Annotated in this window: 21 protein-coding genes; 3 read left to right on the top strand and 18 right to left on the bottom strand. The window is 41.0% G+C overall.

The window, feature by feature from the left end; translation table 11 throughout:
* Positions 1–4: 4 nt before the first annotated feature.
* The 8 genes from ABE65_RS03745 to ABE65_RS03710 form a co-directional block, all read right to left on the bottom strand.
* Complete coding sequence (locus ABE65_RS03745; protein WP_066391430.1) at positions 5–883, bottom strand: LysR family transcriptional regulator; 879 nt, start codon at positions 881–883, stop codon at positions 5–7.
* A 73-nt stretch (positions 884–956) separates the two neighbouring features.
* On the bottom strand, positions 957–1247 hold the full coding sequence (locus ABE65_RS03740; RefSeq protein ID WP_066391429.1) for a putative quinol monooxygenase: 291 nt from the start codon (positions 1245–1247) through the stop codon (positions 957–959).
* Between the two features lie 12 nt (positions 1248–1259).
* On the bottom strand, positions 1260–2240 hold the full coding sequence (locus ABE65_RS03735; RefSeq protein ID WP_066391428.1) for a zinc-binding dehydrogenase: 981 nt from the start codon (positions 2238–2240) through the stop codon (positions 1260–1262).
* A 93-nt stretch (positions 2241–2333) separates the two neighbouring features.
* Complete coding sequence (locus ABE65_RS03730) at positions 2334–2996, bottom strand: type 1 glutamine amidotransferase domain-containing protein (RefSeq protein WP_066391427.1); 663 nt, start codon at positions 2994–2996, stop codon at positions 2334–2336.
* Positions 2997–3184: 188 nt separating this feature from the next.
* Entirely contained in the window at positions 3185–4012 is an 828-nt protein-coding gene (locus ABE65_RS03725) for a carbohydrate ABC transporter permease (protein ID WP_066391426.1), read from the bottom strand.
* A 30-nt stretch (positions 4013–4042) separates the two neighbouring features.
* A complete protein-coding gene (locus ABE65_RS03720) occupies positions 4043–5371 on the bottom strand; it encodes a carbohydrate ABC transporter permease (protein WP_066399718.1) in 1329 nt (442 codons plus the stop codon).
* 168 nt (positions 5372–5539) lie between these two features.
* Complete coding sequence (locus ABE65_RS03715) at positions 5540–6847, bottom strand: ABC transporter substrate-binding protein (protein ID WP_066391425.1); 1308 nt, start codon at positions 6845–6847, stop codon at positions 5540–5542.
* A gap of 54 nt (positions 6848–6901) precedes the next feature.
* A complete protein-coding gene (locus ABE65_RS03710; RefSeq protein ID WP_066391423.1) occupies positions 6902–7888 on the bottom strand; it encodes a LacI family DNA-binding transcriptional regulator in 987 nt (328 codons plus the stop codon).
* Positions 7889–8099: 211 nt separating this feature from the next.
* Between ABE65_RS03710 and ABE65_RS03705 the strand changes: the two genes are divergently transcribed.
* Entirely contained in the window at positions 8100–8822 is a 723-nt protein-coding gene (locus ABE65_RS03705; RefSeq protein ID WP_066391421.1) for an amino acid ABC transporter ATP-binding protein, read from the top strand.
* Positions 8823–9080: 258 nt separating this feature from the next.
* On the opposite strand, the gene ABE65_RS03700 is transcribed toward ABE65_RS03705, so the two are convergent.
* The 9 genes from ABE65_RS03700 to ABE65_RS03655 all read right to left on the bottom strand — a co-directional run bounded on the left by ABE65_RS03700 (position 9081) and on the right by ABE65_RS03655 (position 22341).
* Positions 9081–10643, bottom strand: a complete 1563-nt coding sequence (locus ABE65_RS03700) for a glycine betaine ABC transporter substrate-binding protein (protein WP_419471033.1) — start codon at positions 10641–10643, stop codon at positions 9081–9083.
* Positions 10627–11781, bottom strand: a complete 1155-nt coding sequence (locus tag ABE65_RS03695; protein WP_066391419.1) for an ABC transporter ATP-binding protein — start codon at positions 11779–11781, stop codon at positions 10627–10629. The genes ABE65_RS03700 and ABE65_RS03695 overlap by 17 nt, the downstream gene beginning before the upstream one ends.
* Before the next feature lie 183 nt (positions 11782–11964).
* Positions 11965–14103, bottom strand: a complete 2139-nt coding sequence (locus tag ABE65_RS03690; RefSeq protein ID WP_066391418.1) for a YhgE/Pip domain-containing protein — start codon at positions 14101–14103, stop codon at positions 11965–11967.
* Between the two features lie 154 nt (positions 14104–14257).
* Positions 14258–14830, bottom strand: coding sequence for a TetR/AcrR family transcriptional regulator (locus ABE65_RS03685; RefSeq protein ID WP_231887848.1), 573 nt, complete (start codon positions 14828–14830; stop codon positions 14258–14260).
* The gene (locus ABE65_RS03680; protein ID WP_066391414.1) at positions 14827–16104 is read right to left on the bottom strand and encodes an ATP-binding protein; all 1278 of its coding nucleotides are present in this window, start codon (positions 16102–16104) and stop codon (positions 14827–14829) included. Before ABE65_RS03680 ends, ABE65_RS03685 begins: the two co-directional genes overlap by 4 nt.
* A 149-nt stretch (positions 16105–16253) precedes the next feature.
* A complete protein-coding gene (hemY, locus tag ABE65_RS03675; protein ID WP_066399713.1) occupies positions 16254–17660 on the bottom strand; it encodes a protoporphyrinogen oxidase in 1407 nt (468 codons plus the stop codon).
* A 5-nt stretch (positions 17661–17665) separates the two neighbouring features.
* A complete protein-coding gene (gene hemH, locus ABE65_RS03670) occupies positions 17666–18607 on the bottom strand; it encodes a ferrochelatase (RefSeq protein ID WP_066391412.1) in 942 nt (313 codons plus the stop codon).
* Between the two features lie 6 nt (positions 18608–18613).
* The gene (gene hemE / locus ABE65_RS03665; protein ID WP_066399711.1) at positions 18614–19642 is read right to left on the bottom strand and encodes a uroporphyrinogen decarboxylase; all 1029 of its coding nucleotides are present in this window, start codon (positions 19640–19642) and stop codon (positions 18614–18616) included.
* A 470-nt stretch (positions 19643–20112) separates the two neighbouring features.
* Positions 20113–22341 carry a transglycosylase domain-containing protein gene (locus tag ABE65_RS03655; protein ID WP_066391409.1) on the bottom strand — a complete coding sequence of 743 codons (2229 nt, stop codon included), beginning with the start codon at positions 22339–22341 and terminating at the stop codon, positions 20113–20115.
* 157 nt (positions 22342–22498) lie between these two features.
* On the opposite strand from ABE65_RS03655, the gene ABE65_RS03650 reads away from it, so the two are divergent.
* Both ABE65_RS03650 and ABE65_RS03645 read left to right on the top strand, forming a co-directional pair.
* Positions 22499–22990 (top strand): antibiotic biosynthesis monooxygenase family protein, encoded by a 492-nt coding sequence (locus ABE65_RS03650; RefSeq protein WP_066391399.1) that lies wholly within the window; start codon positions 22499–22501, stop codon positions 22988–22990.
* Complete coding sequence (locus ABE65_RS03645; protein WP_082861270.1) at positions 22987–23901, top strand: diacylglycerol/lipid kinase family protein; 915 nt, start codon at positions 22987–22989, stop codon at positions 23899–23901. The genes ABE65_RS03650 and ABE65_RS03645 overlap by 4 nt, the downstream gene beginning before the upstream one ends.
* Here ABE65_RS03645 and ABE65_RS03640 read toward each other — a convergent pair.
* A complete protein-coding gene (locus ABE65_RS03640) occupies positions 23879–24586 on the bottom strand; it encodes a phosphatase PAP2 family protein (protein ID WP_066391397.1) in 708 nt (235 codons plus the stop codon). The genes ABE65_RS03645 and ABE65_RS03640 overlap by 23 nt on opposite strands.
* Between the last annotated feature and the right edge of the window lie 276 nt (positions 24587–24862).

The raw sequence follows: 24862 nt of genomic DNA, 5'->3' as shown, positions 1-24862 counted from the left end.
TACACTAGTTTTTGCGTTTAAGAGCCTCTAGTACTTTTACCAATACAGGGTTGTTTTTTTGTTCTACTTTATATGCCACATAGATGGTGTTCTCTGTGGTTAGCTCAGGAAACAATACCTTCACACGATTTTCTTGCAATGATTTTTCAACTAGATAAGTGGGAAGTATGCTCATGCCCAACCCATTTTCAATGCCCTCTAACACAGATCTTAGATCAGGTATCACGTGACAAGGTTGAAAGTCTGGCCGCTTTTTAAAATGGTCACGCCAATACCTTCTTATGATAGGAAGTTCCAATCCATAGCTCAGCCAGTTCTGTTTGTTCAGCCATCGTTCAATTTCAACAGCATCATTCCCGGCACTCGTTTCATAGGATGGCGGTACCACAGCAACAAACACTTCATCCTCGAGCTTTTGATATTCAATTCCTTGCTGCTGCATTTTTTGAGTCGTCAGAATAAGATCTACTTCATCCTTCTCTAGCTTTTCGAGTAATGTACCCGCCACTCCAAACTGAGATAAAAAACGAATATTTAAGTCTCGTATTTTAGGAAGAGTTCGTATCGTAAAATATTCTACAGGCGAACCGATTCGGATAACTGGTGCACGTCCATTGCCAGATGAACTATGAAGCATTTCTAAAGTCGTATTTTCTAAGTTCTCTATAAGCGGAACAATCTTTGTATACAGCTCTTTTCCTTTGTCAGTAGGTATCATCTTTCGGGGAGCACGAATAAATAGAGGCTCTCCTATTTCTGCTTCTAAAGCTGCTAGATGCTGACTCATGGCAGGCTGAGTTAAAATTCTAGCTTTTGCAGCCGCAGAAACGGAACGATGCTTGTAGATGCTGATAAAACTTCGGTACCATTCAAAATCAATCAAAAAAATTCCTCCCTTCTAAAAAGCATCAAAAAAACTGCACCGCTCCGGAAGAGATACGATGCAGTTTGTCATTTTATAGGTCGATGACGTTTAAGCGGTATACTTCTCTATTCTGTACAAGCGTTTCTATATTCTTACGATAGGCTTTATAGTGCTGTGAATCAATGTGCCTGTTAAGCGCATCTTCATCACGCCACTTTTCATAAAAAACAAAAGTCTCAGGATCCTCAGTAGATTCGTGAAGTGTATAGCTGATACAACCTTCTTCATTACGTGATGCTTGTACAACCTTAATCAATTCTTCGCGCAAACTTTCCTCTTTACCTGGATTTGCTTTGAGTATTGCGTTAATGGTAATTGTCAAAAAATCATCTCCTTAAACAATCTTACAAACAATCTTGCCTTTAACATGTCTCTCTGAAAGTTTTACAAGAGTTTCAGGTACTTCTTCTAGTGTGATCACTTGTTCAATAAGTGGAGAAACCTTCTTTTCTGCAACCAGTGCCAATAATTCATCACCCATTTTGGCTAAGTCGCGTTCTGCCACTTCGTCTTGGTTATGATGGATGGCGTTTAATGCTACTTCATGGAATGAGATCACTCGAGTGAATGGTTTTACCTTCAAATAATCCGGAGCGCCGGCAATATGTGCGATGTGCCCGTTGTATGCGATCAAGTCGAGTGATGCAGTTGCATTGTCTCTAGAAACTGTGTCTAGAACTGCATCAACACCTCTACCATTTGTAAATGCCATCACTTTTTCCTTAACGTCGTCTTCTTTATAGTCGATCACAAGATCTGCTCCTAATGAACGAACATACTCATGATTGTGTTTGGATGCTGTGGAGATAACTGTTTTCCCTGCATTTTTTGCGAGTTGAACCGCAAAACCACCTACACCACCCGCACCTGCATGAATCAAAATCGTATCGATTGAAGACATAGGTAATTTTCTGAACAAAGCCTGATAAGCTGTATAGCCAGCTGTTGGAAGAGCAGCTGCTTCTTCAAATGATAGAGAATCTGGAATACGTGAGATGGTATGTGCTGTTGTTACTCCATATTCAGCGTATGCCCCTTTTTTGTTAAAATCTCCATGATACACTACACGATCACCGATTTTCCAATCCGTTACTCCTTCTCCAACTTCATGTATGGTACCTGCCGCATCAAGCCCTAAAATATGAGGATACGTCCAGTTCGGATTCCCTCCAGTTGCCGTTTTATAATCGACCGGATTTAGTCCAGCCGCATGAATTTTTACTACAACCTCTCCCTTTCCTGCAGTTGGCTTGTCTATTTCTTCTACCTTCATTTCTTTCCATTGATTAAGATCTTTCAAAAGTAAAGCTTTCATCCTATATTCTCCTCTCAATTATTCCTTTTCAATGTTCACAAAAAATAAAGCCTGCAAACCTTTTATTATAAAGGTCTGCAGGTTTATCCATAATTATGCTAACTGCTTCAAAACTTCTTTAGCCACAGAAACTGTAGATTGTGGATTTTGACCCGTAATGAGTTGTCCATCTCTTTGTACATGATCTGACCAATTTTCAGCAGCAACAAATTGTGCGCCTAGTTCACGCATGCGTGTTTCTAACAAGAAAGGCATATATTGATCAAGAGTAGTTGCTACTTCTTCAGCATCTGTGAATGCAGTCACTTTTTTTCCTGCTACTAACGGTGTACCGTCAGAAAGTTTCACACCAACTAGGCCTGCTGGTCCATGACATACCGCTGCTACTACTTTATTTTGCTCATAAAGGTCGCGAATAACCTCTTGCAGTTTTGTGTTTTCTGGAAGGTCAAACATAGTTCCATGACCTCCAGGCAAGAAGATCGCATCAAAAGCATCAAGCTCATTGATTTCTTCTAATTTTATTGTGTTCTCAAGATATTTAGCTGTGTCTTGTATCTCTTGAGGCACTTCCCCTTCTAAGCTGCGGTCATCTACAGGCGCTTTTCCACCCTTAGGGCTTGCTACTGTAATATTGTGGCCAGCATTCGCAAACTCCACATAAGCTTCACCAAATTCAGAAAGCCATAATCCTGTTGAGTGTTCGTTGTTCATGTGATCAGCCGTAGTTACGACCATTAATATATGTTTAGACATCGTCTAATTCCTCCTAACAAAAAGTAAGTTATTTCTTTAACAATTCCTATTGTAGACGTCATTTATCTATAATACAAATTAGAAAATAAATCCCTATCTATAAATATATTTATTGAATAAGAATGAACACATCTTGAAACGATGACACAGAAAAACCCCCGCTTTTTAGCGAGGGTTTACATTCGAAACTATTCTTTTACCGCACCTGAAGTTAGTCCCGACACGATTCGGCGTTGGAAAAGCAGAACCATGATCACAAGCGGCACCGTTACGATAACGGTTGCTGCTGTAACCTCTCCCCAAGGAATCGTGAACTGTCCTTCAAACATCGCGATCCCGACCGGAACTGTTTTGAACTCATCATCGGTATTGATCGTTAACGCAAACAGAAACTCGTTCCACGCTGATATGAATACAAGAATGGCTGTTGTGAAAATTCCTGGTATCGCTAAAGGCAAGATCACACGCCAGTACGTTTGCATCGGTGATGCCCCGTCCATTTTTGCTGCTTCTTCAAGATCGAACGGGATCTTTCGGAAAAACGTGACGAGAAGCCAGATGGATAATGGCAACGTAAAGGTTGTATACGGAATGATCAATCCTAGATAGCTGTTCGTTAATCCAAGGTTTTTCAATACGATGTAAATCGGTGAAATCGTTGCAATCTGTGGAAACATGGATACCGATAACACTAATCCAAGGATGACTGTTTTTCCTTTAAAGTTTAATCGTGCGATTGCATAAGCCGCAAAGCTCGCTACCAGAACTGCATAGACAGTAGTTATTGTTGAAACGACTAAGCTGTTCCATAAATATTTTAAAAATGGATAGTTAACAAATACAGATTCATAGTTCTCACCTGTCATATTGTTTGTAAACGGTATGAACGCACGGTCGCCAAACAGTTCTGCAACCGGTTTGATCGAGCTTGCCAGTACCCATAAAAACGGAAACATGACAAGGAAGACAAACAATGTTAAGAATACGTAAAACATTGGGCCAGCTTTTTTGTTCATTTCCTATTCACTCCTTTATCTGTTCCGTTTTTATCTATCATTTAAAAGGTCTCGTCCAAGGAACTTGATGTAGATCATAGAGATGATCGCTACACAGACAAAGACGATAACCGACAGCGCCGAACCTTCACCAAAATTAGTCTGTGCAAACATGACTTTGTAAGCCAGGATGGATATCGTTTCTGTAGAGTTTGCTGGACCTCCACCTGTGAGTACATAGATTAAGTCGAACACACGGAATGCATCTAATGTACGGAACAACAAGGCAACGAGGATGCTAGACTTTAACAAAGGCAGTGTGATCTTTAAGAACTGCTTCCATTTGCTTGCTCCGTCAATCGCTGCTGCTTCATATAGTGAACTCGGAATCGTTTGAAGTCCCGCTAATAATAACAGTGCCATATAAGGAGTCGTTTTCCATACGTCTGCGAAAATGACGGCAAACATAGCGCCCGTGCTTGTTGTCAACATATCTGTCATCTGATCAAACAATCCGATCTCCGCAAAAGCTTTTGCTACGATTCCGTTTTGGCCATCATAGAGATACTTCCACATAAATGCTGAAACAGCGGTTGGAATCGCCCATGGAATGAGGATGGTTGCCCTAACAAGTCCTCTACCAAAGAAAGCTTTGTTGATAAGCAGTGCGATCGCGAGACCGATTACGAGCTCTGCAAAAACAGAGATGACCGTAAAGACAGTTGTATTTTGAATCGCCTTCCACATGCGGCTATCTGTTAAATTTTCTTTGTAATGCTTAAGTCCAATAAAGTTCGGTGTAATGACGGAATCTTTTAATGATGATGAAAGTCCGATCACGTCTTCTGGGTTTTTCAGTTCACTCTTTAACTCTCTGATTCGTTCAGAAGAGTCTGTAACAGCTTTTTCCAAATCGAGCGCTACGTCTTTGTCCAAATCAGAAACAGCGAGCTCTTCACTAATCGGCTCCATCACCGTCAGCTTTTCATCTACTTCATCATACTTGCTACGAAGTTCTTCATCAGATTTTAATTCTGCGTCTACTTTTTCAAGATTAGTTTTAATTTCTTCAAGTTCTGATTTTGTTTTTCCAGTCGCTTGATCGACTTCATCTTCTAGTGAGCTGATCAAAAACGGATAGTTATCTAGATAGGTTTGCAGATTCACTTTATACGACACATACGCTTCAGATTTTGCTGGGTTGTTCAGTCTCAGATCAAACATGCTGTAATAGAAAGATTGAAATACGGGCCATATAGCAATGATTAAGATCAAGATCATTGACGGGGCGATCAGCATGTAACCTAGCGAACGATCAGAACGCTTTTTCTTCGCCTTTTGTTTCGTTTTTGGTGCTATTTGCTTTTGGTTATTAGGCATTAGATCAGGTTTCAAAACGTGTCAGCTCCTTACTATTCGAATGCAATCGACGGACGGGCGCTGTTACGTCCATCCATTTCACTCTTTGAGTGTGGAATCGATACCAATTATAAAAGTAAGGGGAGCCTTTCTAAAGAGAAAGGCACACCCCTTATCCATTTACGTTGCTTACTTAACTAATTTTTCAGAGATTTCTTTTTGCATGTTTTTAGCTGCTTGTTCTGGTGTGATCTTTTTCGCTACAGCTTGAGAAACTTGTACTTGAATGATGTCAGAGATCTCAGGGTAGTTTGGTGCCACCGGACGGGATACTGCTGCTTCAAGTGCGTTTACAAAGCCTTCTTCTTTAAAGTATGGGTTTGCATCTAAAATTTCTTGGTCTTCATAAAGAGAAAGAATCGTTGGTGCGTGTCCACCTTTGATCGCGTCGATCTTTTGTCCCTCTTTACCAGCCATGAAGCTTAAGAATTTCCATGCTTCTTCAGGATGCTTCGTGTTTTTGTTGATACCAGCCATCCAGCCTCCAAGTGCTGCAGCTGAACCTTTATCACCAGCTGGCAGTGGAGCTACTCCCACTTTTCCTGCGATCTTAGATTGCTTCTCATCATTTGCTAAAGCGAATTGATAAGGCCAGTTACGGATAAGACCCGCTTGACCATTGATGAATGCTGTGTGTGATTCTGGCTCAGCAAACGTTGTTACGTTTTGCGGAACAACATCAGAGTTTGCAACTTCTACAAGTTTAGCGATTCCTTTGATCGCTTCTGGAGAGTCAACTTTCACATCACCATTTTCGTCGATGATCTGACCACCGTATGATGCGATGAATTCAACCGCGTTACATACAAGACCTTCATATTGCTTCGCTTGCATCAAGTAACCAAACTGTGTTCCACCTTGTCCTTTTGTTTCCTTTGCCTTCGCTAAAAGCTCATCCCACGTCTTAGGAACAGAACCCGCGTCAACTAAATCTGTACGGTAGAAAAGCATTCCCGCATCGATAAACTTGGGTAGGGCCCACTGCTTTCCTTTAAATTTAGAAGCAGTGATCGCACCTTGGTTATAATCATCTGGGTTGATCCCGTCTTTTTCCATAAAGCGGTCTAGAGGCATTAAGAATCCTGCTTGTGCAAATTCTGCCGGCCAGATTACGTCGAGATCGATAACGTCGATCTCATCTGAGTTAGCGTTGAACGCTGTTACATATGCGTCATGCTGCTTACCTGTATCTGCTGGCATCTCTTTAAACTTCACATCAATGTTAGGGTATTTCTTTTTAAAAGCTTCCACCATTGCTGTTGTACCTTGCGTATCATCCTTACCACGTGCATAGACGATCGTTACTTTTTCGTCTTTATCACCGCCGGATTTGTTACTATTGCTGCTTCCTTCTTCTTTGTCCGAACAAGCTGCAAGTACAAGTGACAACGCTAGTGAAGTAGAAATAACTTTTGAGAATTTCTTTAGCTTCTTCATTGTATTTCCCCCTAATCTCCTGTTTTGTAAACGATTACATTTCACCACAAAAAGTTACGTTGAGGATCGTTTGATCAACTGAAATGGCAGGATCACTTCTTTTCGACTTAAAGGTTTCTTTGCCTGAATCGCTTCTACCATCAAATTCATGGCCTGCTTAGCGATGGTGTCGATCGGCTGTTCGACCGTCGTCAGATCCATTAACGCTGCCAAAGGCTGATTATCAAAGCCGATGATAGCAATGTCCTCTGGTACTTTCCAGCCCGCGTCAAACGCCGCTTTTGCAATACCTGCTGCCACTTCATCACTACCGGTAAAAACCGCTTGCGGCTTATCATCCAGCTCACTCAATTTTTTAAATGCAGCAAAGCCGTCTTGCACACTATAAGCGTTGTAAAAGAACCACTCTTCCTTCATCATGATTCCCGCTTCATCTAGCGCTTGTAAGAATCCGATCTTTCTGTCTTTGGAAACTCTGGAGCTTTTGTGGTTGCCTGTACAATACCCGATCTTTGTATAGCCTTGGTCGATCAAGTGCTTCGTTCCTAAATAGCTTCCTTCGATCTGGTTTAAGTAGACAGAAGGTACTTGAGCAGAGTCTGAGTATTCGTTACAAACCACGATGGGACCGAACGATAAGTATGGTTCAAATTCACTCCAATCGTTTTCTATGGACGTTAAGATCAGACCATCTACTTGCTTTGTTTTTAAAAGCTCTAAGAAATTACGCTCTTGCTCTTTTTTATAACGGGTCTGGCACAAAATAAGCTGGTAGCCCTTTTTTGCGGCTTCCTTCTCCATCACTTCAACTAGATGACTGAAAAATGGATTCGTGATCCGAGGCACATAAACAGCGATTGTTTCCGTCTGCTGACGCCTCAAACGTCTTGCTGATGAATTGGGCACGTAATTCAGTTCCTGCATCGCCTGTGTTACGAGACGTTTCTTTTCTTCTGTCACATATGGATGTTCATTGATCACCCTCGAGACAGTTGTGCGGGATAATCCTGCTTTCTTCGCCACATCTTGAATGGTTGCCATCAGATTCTCCTCTTAAAACAATTGTGGAATCGAAATCATGAAATCGTTTTCATAATCAGAGTATAGTTCACGAAATATTCACAGGTCAATCCTTTTTTCAGAAAGTTTTGTAATTAAAGATTTCAAGAAAAGCAGGAAATACTACGATTCAACCGAACTTATGATAAAATACATACACGATTTTGTTTTGATCTTTGAAAGGAGCCAGACCATGATTTCAGTAAAAAATTTAAAAAAGTCCTTTGGTGATCTTGAGGTATTGAAGGATATCAATGCAGAAATAAAAGCACAAGAAGTAGTTTGCGTGATCGGCCCTTCTGGCTCAGGAAAAAGTACATTTCTTCGCTGTATCAATAAACTTGAAGATATCACTGGTGGACAAGTCATCGTGAACGGAACGGATATCACAGATCCGAAAACGAATATCAATAAAATCCGGGAAGATGTTGGAATGGTTTTTCAGCAGTTTAACCTTTTCCCTCATAAAACCGTCTTAGAAAACGTAACACTTGCTCCTCTTAAAGTGAAAAGCGCCAATAAAGAGGAAGCTCGTGATAAGGCATTGAAGTTACTCGCAAAAGTAGGCTTGCAAGACAAAGCTAACGCTTATCCTTCTCAGCTAAGCGGTGGTCAGAAACAGCGTGTTGCGATCGCCCGTGCACTTGCGATGGATCCTAAAATAATGCTTTTTGATGAACCTACCTCTGCACTTGATCCAGAGATGGTTGGTGAAGTACTAGAAGTAATGAAAGACCTAGCGCGTGAAGGAATGACAATGGTCGTCGTAACGCACGAGATGGGCTTTGCGCGTGAAGTGGGTGACCGCGTGATCTTCATGGATGGCGGTTATATCGTTGAAGAAAATGTACCATCTGAATTGTTTGGTAATACGCAGCACGAGCGTACGAAGTCGTTTTTGAGTAAAGTATTATAGTGATAGTCGGTTCCTGATTTTGAGGGACCGGCTTTTTATTTTGCTCTTGAAGTGGCGGGTGTAAATGTCGAATCGCCTTTATTTTTGATTTTAGACTTAATTGGTCTAGTTTTTGACTTAATTCACCTCTGTTTCAACTTAATGTGATCCACTTTCGACTTAATTCATTAGCTTTACGACTTAATTGACCCTGCTGCCCCCTCTCAAACCACCCACAAACAAAAAAACTGGACCCCATAAAGAGTCCAGTTTCTTACTTTATTTAATCAATCCTTTGCTTTTCAGAAAATCTTGCGCTACTTCCCGAGGATCTTCTTTATCAAGGTCCACTTTAGCGTTCATTTCTGCCATATCTTCTTCAGAGATCTTCCCTTCAAGCTCATTGAGGACACCTTCAAGCTTCGGATACTTCTTCAATGTCTCTTCCCTAACAACTGGTACTGCGTAATACGGAGGGAAGAATTTCTTATCATCTTCCAACGTCTTTAAGTTAAAACGAACGATTCTTCCATCTGTTGTGTACGCTGGAATTGCGTCCACCTTACCTTCTTTAACAGCAGAATACATCAAGTTCGGATCAAGACTCTTCTTATCCTTAAAGTTTAGCTTATACGTATCAACAAAAGGCGTATAGCCGTCCTCACGTTCAAAGAACTCTGTTGGACCACCGAAAGTAAGCTGGTTCGACTTCGGTGCTAGTTCAGAGATCGACTTCACATTCACTTGTTTCGCCGTATCAGGATTTAACGCTAGCGCATATGTGTTTTCAAAACCGAGTGGCTTTGTCCACTTAAGGTTATACTCATTCGCATAGCCTTCTTTTACTGCATCATAAATCTCTTCAGGCTTCATACTAGGATCATATTTTTCTTTTAAAATCGTTAGATAGCCTGTTCCGGTATATTCAACATATAGATCGATATCGCCTTTCTTGATTGCTTCTGTAAGAATAGGCGTCTCACCGATCGCTTCTTTAACGATTACCGGATAATCTGTTTTGTCTTTCACATATTCTGAAATTACATAAGGAAGAATGTATTGTTCAGTCCACTTCTTACCTGTGATCACAATTGCATCTTCTTCACCACCGCCACGGAGTGCAAAGAAAAGAACGAGCGCAGCAACTGGAACTCCGATAAGGACTGGTAGTTTCCACGAACCACGTTTCTTTGAAGCCTTAGGTTCTGTAGCTAACTCAATGCGTCGCAGAATAAAGTCAAATACGATAGCTAGCAAGGCAGCCGGGATCGCTCCTGCCAAGACAAGCTCATTACGTGTTGTGGACAATCCACGGTAGATCAGGTCACCTAGTCCACCTGCTCCAATAAACGCCGCGAGTGTAGCTACACCAATCGTTAATACGGTTGCTGTACGCAGACCAGCCATGATGATCGGCAGAGCTAACGGCAGTTCGATCATCCGTAAAATTTGGGAGTTTGTCATCCCCATACCTTTACCTGCTTCAACGGCTGATTTATCTACACCGGTTATCCCTGTATATGTGTTACGCAGGATAGGCAAAAGTGCATAAACAGTTAGTGCGATGATTGCTGTTGTGCTTCCGATTCCGAATACAGGCAGTAAGAATCCGAATAAAGCCAAACTCGGTATCGTTTGAAAAATGGCTGTAACCCCAATAACAGGTTCAGCAACCGTTTTTCTTCTTGAAATAAAGATTCCTAGAGGTACAGCGATCACTGCAGCGATCAAGATTGATACAAGAGATAAAAATAAATGCTGTTGAAGACCTGTAAGAATCTCTGGCCATCTGTTAACAAACGTATCTTTCATCGTGATCAAAAAGTTATTCAATGCCCGCACCCCCTTCAACAGGTTTTTGTGCGGAAATATTCAACCCAGCTAAACCGCGCATCATGGATGCACGTGTGATTAATCCAACAAGTTTTCCATTGTGAAGTACAGGAATCATATGAACACCATGAGTTGCGAAGATTTCTGCAACTTCTGTGTACGTTGAGGAAACATCGACTGTAATAATCTCTTTTTCCATGAGATCACCGATGGTCTTGTCTTCTTCAGGGTAATGCTGTTCGATTTTATCGAGTGTGGTTATGCCAAGAAGTTTGTTTTGCTGGTCTGTGATCATGAGACTATCTACACCATATCGCTTCATCATTTTTAATGATTCCGCAAGTCCTCTCGTTACCTTTGCTGTAACAGGATTCGGTCTCATAAGATCTACCGCTTCTGGCATGGAAGATTCATCAGCAGATAATCTGTTCTCTCCAATAAATCCTTTAACAAAATCGTTTGCAGGGTGACGCAGAATTCTTTCTGGTGTATCGAACTGAACGATCTCACCTTTATTTAAAATTGCGATCTTGTCAGCAATTTTAATCGCTTCATCCATATCGTGGGTAACGAATACGATTGTTTTCTTAATGGTATCTTGCAATTTAACGAGTTCATCTTGCAGCTGTTCACGACTGATCGGGTCAAGTGCGGAGAATGGTTCGTCCATTAAGATGATAGGAGGTTCTGCAGCAAGCGCTCGGATAACACCAATACGTTGCTGTTGACCACCGCTTAGCTCAGAAGGATATCGCGTTCTAAATGTTTTAGGATCTAATCCAACCAAATCTAACAATTCATCAACTTTGCCATCATACTTTTCTTTTTCCCACCCTTTTAAACGAGGTACGAGTGAAATGTTGTCTTCTATCGTCATATGAGGCAATAGACCAATTTGTTGAATAACATATCCAATATTCCTTCTCAGCTCAACGGGGTTTCGATTTGCAATATCTTCTCCATCAATGAGGATCGTTCCTTTTGATGGCTCGATCAAACGGTTTATCATTCTCATGGTCGTTGTCTTACCACAACCACTAGGCCCGATTAATGCTACTAACTCCCCTTCTTTAATTTGAAAGTCAATATTCTTCAAGGCCTCAAAACCGTCAGGGTACGTTTTCCCTACGTTTTTGAAAGTTATCAAGTTCGGTTCTCTCCTTTTTTACATAAAATAAGCTGCATCCATTAGAATGTCCATACCTTATGTTTCCCTTGCTTGCTTGCTTGAAAACTTCTTTTCTAAAAGTTTTTTGTCTAACCTTTTAGTTACGTCTTGCCATACAAAAAACACCTGAAGGGATGTTGCCCCCTCAGGTGTTAACTAAAATTATGCTATTGAACCTTCATCTTCCGTATTCTTCTTTCTAAACTGACTTGCAAAGTAAGCCCATGTACCAATCATACAGATCGCCATGAAACCTACTAAAATCCATAGATTAAAGCTAAAGCTTTCCATATCTCCGCTTGAGATTACCGCTTTAAAACCTGAAACGGAATATGTCATAGGAAGCCAAGCATTGAATCCTTGCAGGCCGTTCGGAATAAGTTCTAACGGGAATGTTCCCGCACTCGTTGTAAGTTGTAGGATTAAGATGATAATCGCTACGAAACGTCCTGGATCTCCAAGCACTGTAACAAGTAATTGAATAAGTGCTAAGAAAGTCAGACTCGTGATGATACTTAGTCCAAGGAATGCTCCTAAGTTACTCACTTCGATGCCTAGACCATATATCAATACCGCATCCGCAATCAGTGCTTGAATTACACCGACAACAGCCAAGAACGTGAACTTACCAGCAAACCAGCTGAATCCTGAACGCGGGTGTCCGGCTTTATCACGTAATGGGAATACGATCGACATCAATAATGCTCCTACGAAAAGACCTAATGATAAGAAGTAAGGAGCAAAGCCTGTTCCGTAGTTCGGTACATCAGAAAAGGTTTTTGTTTTAACAGAAACAGGGTTAGCAATTCGCTCGAACATGTCACTGTCTGGATCAAGCTCACCAGTTTTGTCAGCTGCATCACTTAATGAAGAGGTAAGTTTTCCGCTACCATCAAGCAACTTTTGTTCTCCATTATGAATTTCCTTCACATGGCCCGTAACTTCTTGCCAGCCTGTTGCAACTGTGGAAGTTCCATCTGCTAACTTGCCACTCGCACCTAACAGTTGCTGACTACCGTTAGCCGCTTCCCCTAATTTAGATTGGAACGTCTGCGTACCTTCGTTTACTTTTGCCTGACCACTCGCAAGTTGATCGACTCCGCCCACTAGTTTAAGCTGACCGTTATGAAGCTCTTCTGCTCCATTTGCTAAAGCTGTTTGTGAATCACTTAGCTTTTTAGCTCCGGCAGAAAGTTCGTTCGCTCCGCCGGCGATCTTTCCTGTTGCTGCAGTTAAGCTATCCAAACCATTATTTATGCCATTACTAGCTGCCGCAAGCTGTTTTAAAGATGCTGCGATCTGCTCGTCAGTCATGTTTCCTTGATTTTGAATCAGTGCATTTAATTGTTGTTCAAGTTGCTTTGAACCTGCTGTTGCTTTTTGTGCACCAGCGTTCCACTCATTGACCGAACCTGCAAGCGTGCTTGCGCCATTCGATAATTTAGATGCCCCGCCTTGTAGAGCTAAGCTTCCGTTCTTGATCTTTTCAGAACCTGCTGTCGCTTGACTCAATCCACCTTTTAGAGCTTGTGCTCCGTTACTCAGTTGACCTTGTCCATCTGCTAGTTGTTTATGAGCAGCAAGCAATTTATCGATTCCATTATCGAACTCAGTCATTTTTGAATTAAAAAGGACTGCTCCATTTTTTAGTTCGTTGATCTGTGGTGTTTTTGATTCCATCCCAGAAGCTAGCTCACCACTACCAGAAGCTACTTTTTTTAGTCCATCTGTTACTTGATTGGAGCCATCTGCTGCTTTCTCCAATCCACCAGCCAATTGTTCGACTTGATCGAACATTACTTCAGCGTATGTTTTTGTTAATTCATTGGACAGACTTTCTTTCATTTTATCGACAGCTGTTCCGCCAATTTGTGCTGCAAGAAAGTTAAAGCCAGCATTCGGTGTATAGATAATCTCAGGCTTTTTGTTCGAGTTTCCTGATAGAGCCGTTGCCTCCTCAGAAAAGTTCTCAGGAATTTCAATCATCATATAATAATCGTTATGTTCCAAACCTTGCTTTGCTTTTTCTTCACTAACGAACTTCCACTTGAACTGTGGATTCTCTTTGAGTTTTTTTACAAACTCATCTCCAACGGTTAAGTTCTCACCGTTATATTCATAACCTTCATCTTGATTGACTACGGCCACTGGCAGATCTTCCATCTTGTCATACGGATCCCAGAACGCCCATAGAAACATTCCGCTGTATAACACAGGTATAAATAGAACTGCTAAGACCGGTACAGCAATTTTTTTATTTGAAAAAACTGCTTTAAATTGAGCTCCGATACTTTTTAGCACAGTTGTTCACTCCTCCTAATACTGAATGACTAATTTAGTCATTTGGTCATTTATCGGTAAAAAAAGAGACTCTTACAGTCCACTTTTTCAAAAATGACCGAAATAGAAATTTGGTCACAACTTAATGTAACACGTTTTTCTTGGTTCTGCAATACTATGGTTTCCTTAAACCATCCATTACAAACATCTCCAGAACTTCAAGCATCTTTTCCTTCTGAAGAGCTTCATGATCACGTTCCCAATCGAAAATAAGAGCGATATATACTTTCACCATCATAAACGCCACAATATCTGTATGGCATTTTTTAATCTCGCCTTTTTCTACCGCCTTGTCCAGTTCTTTTTGAACAAAATTCAAAACTGCTTTTTCAATTCGCTGCAAAGCCTCCGTTACAGGTGAAGTGTTTAATTCTTTCACTTCCTGAGAGAGTTTTACGGCTAACTTGTGCGTTTTACGAAGTTCAACAACTTCATACAGTGCATTATGCAAGTTCTCGTAAAAAGGGCGATCCTCTTTTATAGCAGAAGATGCCGCTAGTTTCGTCTCTGTTACTAAGTTTGTGATAATTTCCGAAAATAATTCTTCTTTGTTAGCGAAAAAAGTATAGATCGTTCCTTTTCCAACGTTTGCAATCTTAGCGATCTGATCCACAGTACTCGCTTTGTAACCAAACATAGAAAAAGAGCGCTCCGCTGCGTCTAAAATACTTTTTCTGCGATCCATCATCCCACCTCCTCACCATTAACCATATTTCGTTTCGTACATAACTGCAAGGTTAAAAGAACTCGGGTACCTTCATTAAGTACGCTCTCATACCGAAGTTTTCCGTCCATATCCTGAATCAATTTATAGGTTACCATCATTCCAAGACCCGTACCTTTTGCTTTTGTTGTATAAAATGGTAACCCGATTTGTTCGAGTTCCTCTTCTGTCATACCTTTACCATTGTCTTCAATCGCGATCGTAATACTTCTTTTTGTAACTTTATAACGATACAGGTGGATCGTTCCTCCTTTTTCGATCGCTTCTATCCCATTTTTGATAATATTTATTAAACCTTGCTTAAGTTTTGGTTCATCAATGCACACATTGTAAGGACCTAATGGACTAGCAGTGACCTCCACGTTATTGATCGCTCCGTATGGTGCAGTAAGCGCGATAACGTCTCTTAGTACTTTTTCTAGTGGAACGGTCTCGAGTTTAGGAACATCTGGCTTGACCATAGACAAATAATCTGTGATGATTTTGTTCGTTCGATCTAGTTCCTCGATTAAAAGCGGAGAATGTTCTCTCAACTTAGCATCTGTAGTCGTGCTGCCTAGAAACTGAATCATTCCACGAATAGTCGTCATCGGATTTCTCACTTCATGTGCGATTGCTGCTGCCATTTGGCCTGCAACCGCTAACTTATCTAAGTAAACGGTTTCCTTTAATTGCATGTTTATCTTAACAAGTCTCTCGATTAAAAAGATACATGAAAAGAATGCGATCAAGAAGCTCGAGAAATAGACAAGATAAAAATCGATTGTCAGAAAATCAAGATATGTATGAATGAACAACATATAAAATAGTGTATAAACCAAAGCAATATAAATCGCAGAAACCCATCTGCGTTTATCTTCATCAAAAAACCCGTGATAGATCAGACACACCACATATGCTAGTGAGATTAAGACGATACCAAGCCACGCTAGTTCTCCGCCTACAGCTAACCTTGCGATCGCAACAATTATCGAACAGATCGCTCCCGGTAGCCAGCCAACATACAATGTAACAATCATGATTGGAACATTTCGAAGATCAAAAAAAGAGTCCTTCAGTGTTTCGATCGGAAACAACATACAAACTAGTGCACCAGCTCCACTGATCAAACCAAAGACGATTTGATTCTTATAGCTTGGGATGACACCAGGATGAAGGGGAAAGAACATGTTTAAAAGATGTGTAAAAGAAAATATGATTGCAATATTTACAAATAACGGTTCTACAAAGGCTTGCACGACGCTTCCCCCTTCCTTTTTTCTCCCTACAGTATAGCAGAAACATTCTACAAGAAAATATAAAAAACGACAAACATATCCATTTGCCGTTTAATTTTTATTATATTCAATTATTATTTGTTGAAATGGAGTAGTTGTTGCCCTATCATTTATTTGCTGAACAAGGAATCAACAGCCACTTTAGCTGAATTCACACAATCTGGTAATCCTACGCCATCATAAGGAGCCCCGGCCAATCTTACGCCTGGCAACTCATTTTGAAACGCCGTTCTAAGCTTTTTCACTTGTTCTTTGTGCCCAACTTCATACTGAGGCATCGAATCAATCATACGAGAAACATGGTAGAATTCTGGACGAGAATCAACACCCATGATCTTTTTCAGATCATCCAATACTTTTTCTAAAATAACTTCATCTGATTGATGAACGATGTCTTGATCTTCTGCACGCCCTACATAACAGCGGAGGACCACTTTTCCTTTCGGCGTCGTGTGCGGCCATTTACGGCTCGTCCACGTACACGCCGTGATGGATGTTTTCTCGCTTTTAGCAATGACAAAACCTGTTCCATCAAGACTAAAGTTCACGTCTTCTTCATTAAAACTCATCGCAACAGTTGCAACTGATGTTGGCTTTGTGTCGTGAAAACCTGCAGGAAACAATGTTCCCCCAAAGAGCTTCTTCGTAATAGGATAAGGTGTCGTGACGATAACGTGATCTCCGGTCATAACGGAACCATCTTCCATTATTACTGAATATGCACCATCTTCTAGACGCTCGACTGCTCTTACGGAAACCCCTGTCTTTATATTCTCTTCTGGCACTGCTTTTGAAAGAGCTTCAATAAAAGAGGACAATCCTCCTTTAAGTGTTAAAAAGGCACCTTTTTTCTTCTTCGAAATCGGAGTCTTCTCCTGTTTAGGTTGCGTCTTTTTCATGCCTAAGATTAAACTTCTATGTTTCTTTTCCGTTTCTACAAACTGCGGAAACGTAGATTGCAGACTAAGTCGATCGATTCTGCCAGCGTATATACCAGATAATAAAGGTTCGATCAGCCGATCAACCACTTCATCACCAAGTCGTCTTCTAAAAAAATGACCTACAGAAATATCTTGTTCCGCATTTTTTCGTTTAGGAAGAACAAGATCTAATCCCGCTCTTGCCTTTCCAGCAACAGAAAATAGAGGAGTTGTCGCGAACGGCATCACTTTAGTCGGGATGCCCATCACTGCTCCTTCTGGAATAGGATGAAGCCTCATATTATGCAAAATATAAGCTTGACCCGTTTCATTAGAAACTAAATCGTCACCTAGACCAACATCTTTAACCAGTTCGGTCATTACTGTTTTTCTCGCAAGATAGGAATCTGGCCCACGCTCTAGTACAAAACCATCTTCGTTAATCGTATCAATCTTGCCGCCAAGACGGTTGCTCGCTTCAATTACTGTGAAGGTGACCGCTTTGCCCTCTTCCTTCGCATATTTCTGAACATAAAAGGCAGCGGCTAAACCTGTTATGCCGCCGCCCAGTATAATAACGTGCTTTCGCTCGTTCATTTCTTTCACATTCTTTCTTTTGCTAGTGCGTTTCCAATAACCGTAGCTAAGCAATCGATGAACTCTGGCTTCGCATTCGGCATCTCAGGACGATAATAGTTCACGCCCAACTCATCTGTGACAACTTTACACTCATAATCGTTGTCATAAAGAACTTCTAGATGATCCGCCACAAAACCTACAGGACAATAGATAAAATGAGTATAGCCATGTTCGTTATAAAGATCTCTTGTTAGATCTTGCACATCGGGTCCGATCCAAGGTTCTGGTGTGTTTCCAGCACTCTGCCACCCGATCGTATAATGAGGGACATTCGCTGCTTTCGCGATCAGATCAGCTGTTTCCTGAAGTTGCGTCGGATATGGATCTCCCATTTGAAGGATCTTTTCTGGCAAACTGTGTGCAGAGAAGATCACAACGGTTTTGTCGTGTTCGTTCTCTGGAATAGAGTTAAACGTTTGTTTAATTCCATCAGCCCAAAATTGTACATATTTTGGCTCATCATACCAGCTGTCGATCGTCGTAAATGATGGTCCACCAATTTTTGCAGACTCTTCCACAGCACGTCCGTTGTATGATTTAACGCTGAACGTTGAATAATGAGGAGCCAGAACAAGCGTTACTGCTTCTTCAATTCCATCTTCCTTCATCTGCTGCACAGCATCTTCAATGAAAGGATCGATATGCTTCAGACCAAGATAGCTTTTAAACTCACGATCGGGATAACGCTCATTCATCTCTGCTTCAATTTTTTGCGCTTGCTCTTCTGTAATCTTAGCAAGTGGCGAGATTCCACCGATCTGTTCATAGCGTTCTGTAAGTTCTTGCAGCTGTTCAGGAGAAGGCTTACGTCCTCGTCTTATATGTGTGTAATAGCTTTCTACTTCATCAAGACTTCTTGGCGTTCCGTACGCCATGATTAATAGACCTGTTTTCTTGTTACTCACTCTTTATCACCCTAGCTTTTTAGACGTATATTCATGAACAAAGGTGGTCAGTTGCTTTAATGTTGCAATGTTTACTTCAGGGAAAATACCTTTTCCGACATTGAAGATAAAGCCTGGTTCTTCCATACCTTCATCCAAAATTTCTTTCGTACGTGCTTCGATGACTTCCCATGGCGCCAATAGAATAGAAGGATCCAAGTTTCCTTGAAGTGCTTTTGTTACACCCATCTGACGCGCTTCTCTCGGAGATAATCTCCAATCTAACCCGATCACATCAATCGGAAGCTCGTTCCACTCCATGATTAAGTGTCTTGCACCTGTTCCGTAAAGAATCAAAGGAACATTTTCCTCTCGTAGTGATGAGAAGATCTTGTACATAACAGGCTGAATGTATTTTCTGTAATCCGCTGCATTTAACGCGCCGACCCATGAATCAAAAATTTGAAACGCTTGTGCGCCAGCTGCATTCTGCGCTTTTGCATAAGCAATTGTCATATCACCTAGCTTGTCCATCAGCATGAACCAGCTTTCAGGATCAGAGTACATCAGCTGCTTAGTTTTATGATAATCACGAGATGGCCCACCTTCAACCATATAGCTCGCAAGGGTGAATGGAGCACCAGCAAACGTGATAAGCGGCACTTCTAACTGCTGTCTTAAAATTTTGATCGTATCTAATACGTACGGTACGTCTTTCTCAGGATTGATCGTCCCTAATCGCTCTACATCTTCGCGTGTGCGTACGGGCTTATCAATCACGGGTCCGATTCCTGATTTAATCTCTACATCTACGCCAATCGCCGGGACTGGAGACATAATGTCTTTGTAAAGAATAGCAGCATCCACTCCATGTTGATCTACAGGGAGCTTCGTAACGCCAGCGCACATCTCTGGTCTATGTGTGATTTCAAATAGTGAATACTTCTCTTTCAATTTACGGTACTCTGGCTGGGAACGGCCCGCCTGTCTCATGTACCATACAGGAATATGTGAATTTTTCTCCTTACGACACGCTTTCAAAAACTCTTCATTCATAGTCAAAACGTACACACCTTTCTATACAAGACCAAAAGCTGCAGCACTATTGTTATCTCCTAGCTGCTGAAACTTAAAACCTTTAACGTCAATATCCATACACATTGTAAGGGAATTCATAATAAATGTATAGAAGATAAGCTTAATTGTCATGATTTTGGCAAAATGGATGTTCTCTGGGTCTTGAAAGCCTTTACAGGGGCATGCTGCTTAAACCGTATGAGATGAGTAGATGATGGATTGGGTCGAGCGGCGCATTGTATTAAGTCAGAAGTGGTATCAATTAAGTCGAAATGAGCATCCATTAAGTCAAAACAATCAACCATTAAGCGCAAACACGTCCCAATTAAGTCGAAAATGAAAAATATAGGCTTTCCGACACAGTTCGACATCCTCCCTGCCTCTAACTCCAACTTCCAAACTCTCATCAAAAAAAGAAGACGGCCACCTTGGCCATCTTCAACCACCACTCATTCCTCTTTTTTCTTCTTTTTCTTTTTCTTCTCTTTTTCACGATCTTTACGAATCTTATCTCTTACATCATTTTTATCTTCCTCACCAAAACTCGGGAACAGAGAGATCGACACTACATTCGATGGCTCTCCTTCTTGTTTTGTAAGAGGATTATACGGAACAACATAAAAGTCTGGCAGCGTGAAGAGATTCTTCCCAGAAGCACTATACTCCCCTTTGCCTTTTATCGTATCTAATAGAGTCGTTTCTCCTTCATTTACCGCGTAAACCTTGTATTGCAGGCGCTCGTCTTTCGACGGAGTCCAGTTTAGTTTAACTGAAGGAATTCCATAGTCCCCCATACCAAATGAAGCACGCAAGTCTTTTAACTCAATAAGCTCGATTGGCGGTGGCAAGTCTTTTACCCCATCAGGTTTTTTAAACGTCAGCCCTTGCTGAGACGGCATTTCGTTAATCACTTGTTTAAATAAGAGTGTAGGTAGAGAACTGCCGCTATTAAGGTAAGAATCTTTGGTTGTACGATCATATCCGACCCATACTGCACCGACAACTTCTGGCGTATATCCGACAAACCACGTGTCTTTGTTTCCTTTATCTACGTTCGGATAATTTGTGGTACCCGTCTTTCCGGCTATCTCCATATTCTCTCTTCCATCAGAACCTGTTCCGTTCTTCACGACTTGTTGAAGCATACGCGTCATATACCAGGCGTTCTGTTTTTTCCAAACTTTCTTTTCTTCCTGTTTGGCTTTACCGATCAGTTCTCCTTCATTGTTATAAATCTTGCTGATCACATAAGGCTCGATCGTCTTACCTTCATGAAGAAAACTGCGATATCCTTTAACCATCTGCAATGGTGTAACCCCTTGATCGATACCGCCAAGCGCAATCCCGAGTCCTTTATCCTCAATCGGCATGCCAAGCTGCTCGAGGTAACTTTTTGAATCAGAAATTCCGTTCTTGTTCAACAGCCATACTGCTGATGAATTTACAGAGTGAGAAATGGCATCTACCATGGAAACTTCCCCATCGTATCTACCGTTATAATTCTTTGGTTCGTAACCGTCGTAGCTAAGTTCTTCGTCACGCAGCATAGAATAAGGTTTGTATTTTTCAGATTCAAGAGCTGGACCGTATACGGATAAAGGCTTAAACGTTGATCCCGGCTGACGATTCACCTGCACTCGATTAAGTCCCTCTGTCACATAATTTCGTCCGCCTTGAACCGCGAGCAGACCACCTGTTTTTCCATTCATCAACACCATAGCGCCTTCAGGCTTTTCCTGACCCGTCCCTACAAAATAACGACCGTCTTGAAAGCTTTTATACACCGACTCTTGGGCAGCGAGATCCATCGGAACAACAATTTTATAACCGCCTTGTCGCAGCTCTTCTCTTGAAAGTTGATACTTTTCTTTCGCTTCTTTTATGACCATATCAATATAGGTTGTATAAGCCGGATTTCTCTTCTCTTGCTGAAAATCAAGAGCGATCGTTTTCCCTTGTGCTCTCACCGTTTCTGAAGGTGTCAAATAATCTTGCTTCTCCATGAGCGTAAGAACAAGATCACGACGTTCTTTCGCTTCCTTAGGATTTTTTAATGGAGAATAATAGTTTGGTGCTTTAGGAAGTCCAGCAAGCATCGCACCCTCTGCTATGGATAGTTCGCTAACATCCTCATTAAAATAAGTTTTTGCAGCGAGCTGGATACCGTAAGCGCCATGACCGAAATAGATTTGATTTAAATACATCTCTAGAATTTTATCTTTCGGGTATCTTCTTTCCAGATTGATCGCAATAACGGCTTCTTTTGTTTTTCTAAGCCATGATTTCTCATGAGACAAAAAAACATTCTTTGCTAGCTGCTGAGTAATCGTACTGCCGCCTTCGACTTTTCCGCCAGCTAGAATATCTTTATAGATCGCTCGCGAGATCGCTTTGACATCAATTCCATTGTGTTTATAAAAACGGCTGTCTTCAACAGCAACAAACGCTTCCTGCACATGTTTTGGGACGTCCTCTATGTCGACCAGCTCTCTATTTTCATCATAGATTTTCGTAATTTTATCACCGTTCTCGGCAACAAGGACAGTAGCTGAATCCATAACAAGATCTTTTTCATCGATCACATAATCCCCAGCTAAGATAATAAAAAGATAGGCAAAAAAACCTATAATAAGTGAACCTACTACTATACTGATTGCAACGAGACTTCTCTTTACCATAACCAACCCTCATTTCATTCTAGGTCGAAAAGTACATTTTATATAATTTTCCCTTAGTTGGAAAGTATATTACAATTATCCAACTTCTTACACTGTTTAATGTGCTGAACGGTTGGGTAAAACAAAGGTAAATCAATAAAAAAGGGCAGGGATTCCTATGAACATATATATTACTTATGGGACTTTAGACTATTTAGCAACATATCAGGAAAAATACGATGGAGCTCTCCTGTTAGAAGGTGACTCTAATTCTGCTCTCGTGATCGAAACAGATGGTGAAAATCCATTTACAGAAAAACACGAGTACGAAGTAATAAACCAAAGAGGTTCCTTGAGTGGTGCAGGTTTTGTTGTTATGAACCACATTCCTGTATCAGAAGAAGGACGATCTCTTTTTGAAGAACGCTTCCAAAATCGTGCCGGGCTTGTTGAAAGTGAACCAGGATTCAGTGGCATACGCATTCTGCGACCGTATCATCAAGATCCATACATCGTCATGACGCTATGGCATTCGCATGCTGATTTTACAAATTGGCAACAATCAAAGGCTTATGAAGAAGCTCATAAAAATAGAGGCACTTCTAAAGGGCTCCCAGAGACACTTTTTACAGGAAAGTCATTCGTAAAAGAATACATGGTAGCAAAATGACTATAAATCCATCAACCATAAAAAAAGCATCTGTCATTCTAAACCCTTCGGCTGGCCAAGGTAGGTTGCTGAATCAGTGGGATGCCGTGCTAGAGCAACTAAAAGTTGGCTTTGAAGACGTTAGAGTCTATGAGACGAGCGCTCCTGGAGAAGGGGCTTCCATCGTTAAAGAACTTGAAGGTAAGACAGATTTAATCATAGCCGCTGGCGGTGATGGTACGGTACATGAAATTGCAGAAGCGGTATTGTCGATCGAACAGAATCGACCAGCTTTCGGAATCTTGCCAGGTGGAACGTGCAATGATTTTTCGAGAGCCTTAGGCATGAACCAAAATCCTATCAAAGCTGCAGTACAGCTTAGTGAAAAGAATTTTACCCACATCGACGTTGGAGAATTTAACGGGCATTTCTTTACAAACTTCTGGGGTATTGGATTGATCACACATGTTTCAGAATCGATTGACCCCAATACAAAAGAAAAGTTTGGACGCCTTTCATATTACTTATCAGCAGCAAAATCCTTTCAAACCTGGGAGCCATTTGATATCTCTATCTCATCAGAAGAGTTTCAATTCGATGGACAGGCTGCCATGTTTCTTGCTGTAAACGGACCTTTTACTGGGGGAATCCGTCCCTTTTTTCCAGATACAGATATACAGGACGGTAAGCTTGATTGCTTGCTGATTGAAGAACCTTCTACTTCGTTTATTTGGGACGTCCTTCTGAATCGATTATCTGATACTTCAAAAGAAGGCCAAGGCTATCATTATTTTCAGAGCTCAGAGATCAGCATAAAAACAGCTCCCCAACAGCTTATAGACTGTGATGGAGAGCGTCAGCATCATACACCTGCAGTAGTTAAATGTTTACAGAATCAATTACTCACACTTACTGGGGATGCTTCCTTTTAAAAAAAGGAAGCGTCCTTTTTTGATAGGCTCTTATCGATTCTAGCCCGCCGATACAAAGTAAAAGCCATACAGTTCCAGCACTAAAGCCAGCTGCAATGTCAGATGGGTAATGTACGCCTAAATAGACTCTACTAAACCCAATAAGGAGAATTGCAGATATAAACAAGATAGTCAGCAATATTTTAAGCGGCTTTCCTCTTCTGCTTCTAACAACTAAATATCCAAGAAAACCGTAATATATGAGACTACCCATGGCATGTCCACTTGGATAACTAAAACCTTGCTCAACGATAAGGCTATCTTCTGGTCGTATCCTTCCAAACCAATGTTTTAATCCTAAGTTCAAAAGACCTCCGCCAGCGACCGCAATCAAATAGAATATCGCACCCCAATAATTTTTTCTTTTAACGATCAGCCAGATCAGACTTCCTACTAACAGAAGCGTTAAAATATCTTTTGATCCAAAGAAAGTTATCACTTTCATGACTTCAGTTAGAGTGTCACTTCTAATATCCGTTACATATTGAATGATCACTTGATCAAACTCAAATACCTCATTTTCCATCAAGTCTTCTGAGAGTTCAAAGAAGATATTTAACGATAAGAAAGAAAGACCTAAACCACTAACTACATAGATGAGTGGAAGGATTGGAAAGGGCAGTTTTTGGGCGAGTTCTCGTAACATAAAATTCTCCTCAACATCTTTTTCTTTATTCAAAGAAAAGTTGTAATATCTCTTCTTCTTCACAGCGCGATTTACCTTATTAAATCTAAGTTTTCACTCTTTTCTCTTTCAATAAACCACTTTAAAACATTGTCGTGTTTTTAAAGTGGTTTGTAAACGGTCATTGAGGTGAACTTCTTGACGTTTTTGCAAACTTTATTGCTTGTTTATATGAACAATCACTAAGTTGACTATCCGTACTTACCGGGACACGTCAAAATAAAAAAGCTGCTCAAC

Source organism: Fictibacillus phosphorivorans (genome assembly GCF_001629705.1).
Taxonomy (GTDB): Bacteria; Bacillota; Bacilli; order Bacillales; family Fictibacillaceae; genus Fictibacillus; species Fictibacillus phosphorivorans_A.
This window is presented reverse-complemented; position numbering and strand designations above follow the sequence as displayed.

What these genes read in the sequence shown, in the direction of transcription:
- ABE65_RS03735 (WP_066391428.1), bottom strand. Translation starts at nt 2,240, where the DNA reads ATGAAAGCTTTACTTTTGAAAGATCTTAATCAATGGAAAGAAATGAAG.
- ABE65_RS03730 (WP_066391427.1), bottom strand. Translation starts at nt 2,996, where the DNA reads ATGTCTAAACATATATTAATGGTCGTAACTACGGCTGATCACATGAAC.
- ABE65_RS03725 (WP_066391426.1), bottom strand. Translation starts at nt 4,012, where the DNA reads ATGAACAAAAAAGCTGGCCCAATGTTTTACGTATTCTTAACATTGTTT.
- ABE65_RS03720 (WP_066399718.1), bottom strand. Translation starts at nt 5,371, where the DNA reads ATGCCTAATAACCAAAAGCAAATAGCACCAAAAACGAAACAAAAGGCG.
- ABE65_RS03715 (WP_066391425.1), bottom strand. Translation starts at nt 6,847, where the DNA reads ATGAAGAAGCTAAAGAAATTCTCAAAAGTTATTTCTACTTCACTAGCG.
- ABE65_RS03710 (WP_066391423.1), bottom strand. Translation starts at nt 7,888, where the DNA reads ATGGCAACCATTCAAGATGTGGCGAAGAAAGCAGGATTATCCCGCACA.
- ABE65_RS03705 (WP_066391421.1), top strand. Translation starts at nt 8,100, where the DNA reads ATGATTTCAGTAAAAAATTTAAAAAAGTCCTTTGGTGATCTTGAGGTA.
- ABE65_RS03685 (WP_231887848.1), bottom strand. Translation starts at nt 14,830, where the DNA reads ATGATGGATCGCAGAAAAAGTATTTTAGACGCAGCGGAGCGCTCTTTT.
- hemY (WP_066399713.1), bottom strand. Translation starts at nt 17,660, where the DNA reads ATGAACGAGCGAAAGCACGTTATTATACTGGGCGGCGGCATAACAGGT.
- hemE (WP_066399711.1), bottom strand. Translation starts at nt 19,642, where the DNA reads ATGAATGAAGAGTTTTTGAAAGCGTGTCGTAAGGAGAAAAATTCACAT.
- ABE65_RS03655 (WP_066391409.1), bottom strand. Translation starts at nt 22,341, where the DNA reads ATGGTAAAGAGAAGTCTCGTTGCAATCAGTATAGTAGTAGGTTCACTT.
- ABE65_RS03650 (WP_066391399.1), top strand. Translation starts at nt 22,499, where the DNA reads ATGAACATATATATTACTTATGGGACTTTAGACTATTTAGCAACATAT.
- ABE65_RS03645 (WP_082861270.1), top strand. Translation starts at nt 22,987, where the DNA reads ATGACTATAAATCCATCAACCATAAAAAAAGCATCTGTCATTCTAAAC.
- ABE65_RS03640 (WP_066391397.1), bottom strand. Translation starts at nt 24,586, where the DNA reads ATGTTACGAGAACTCGCCCAAAAACTGCCCTTTCCAATCCTTCCACTC.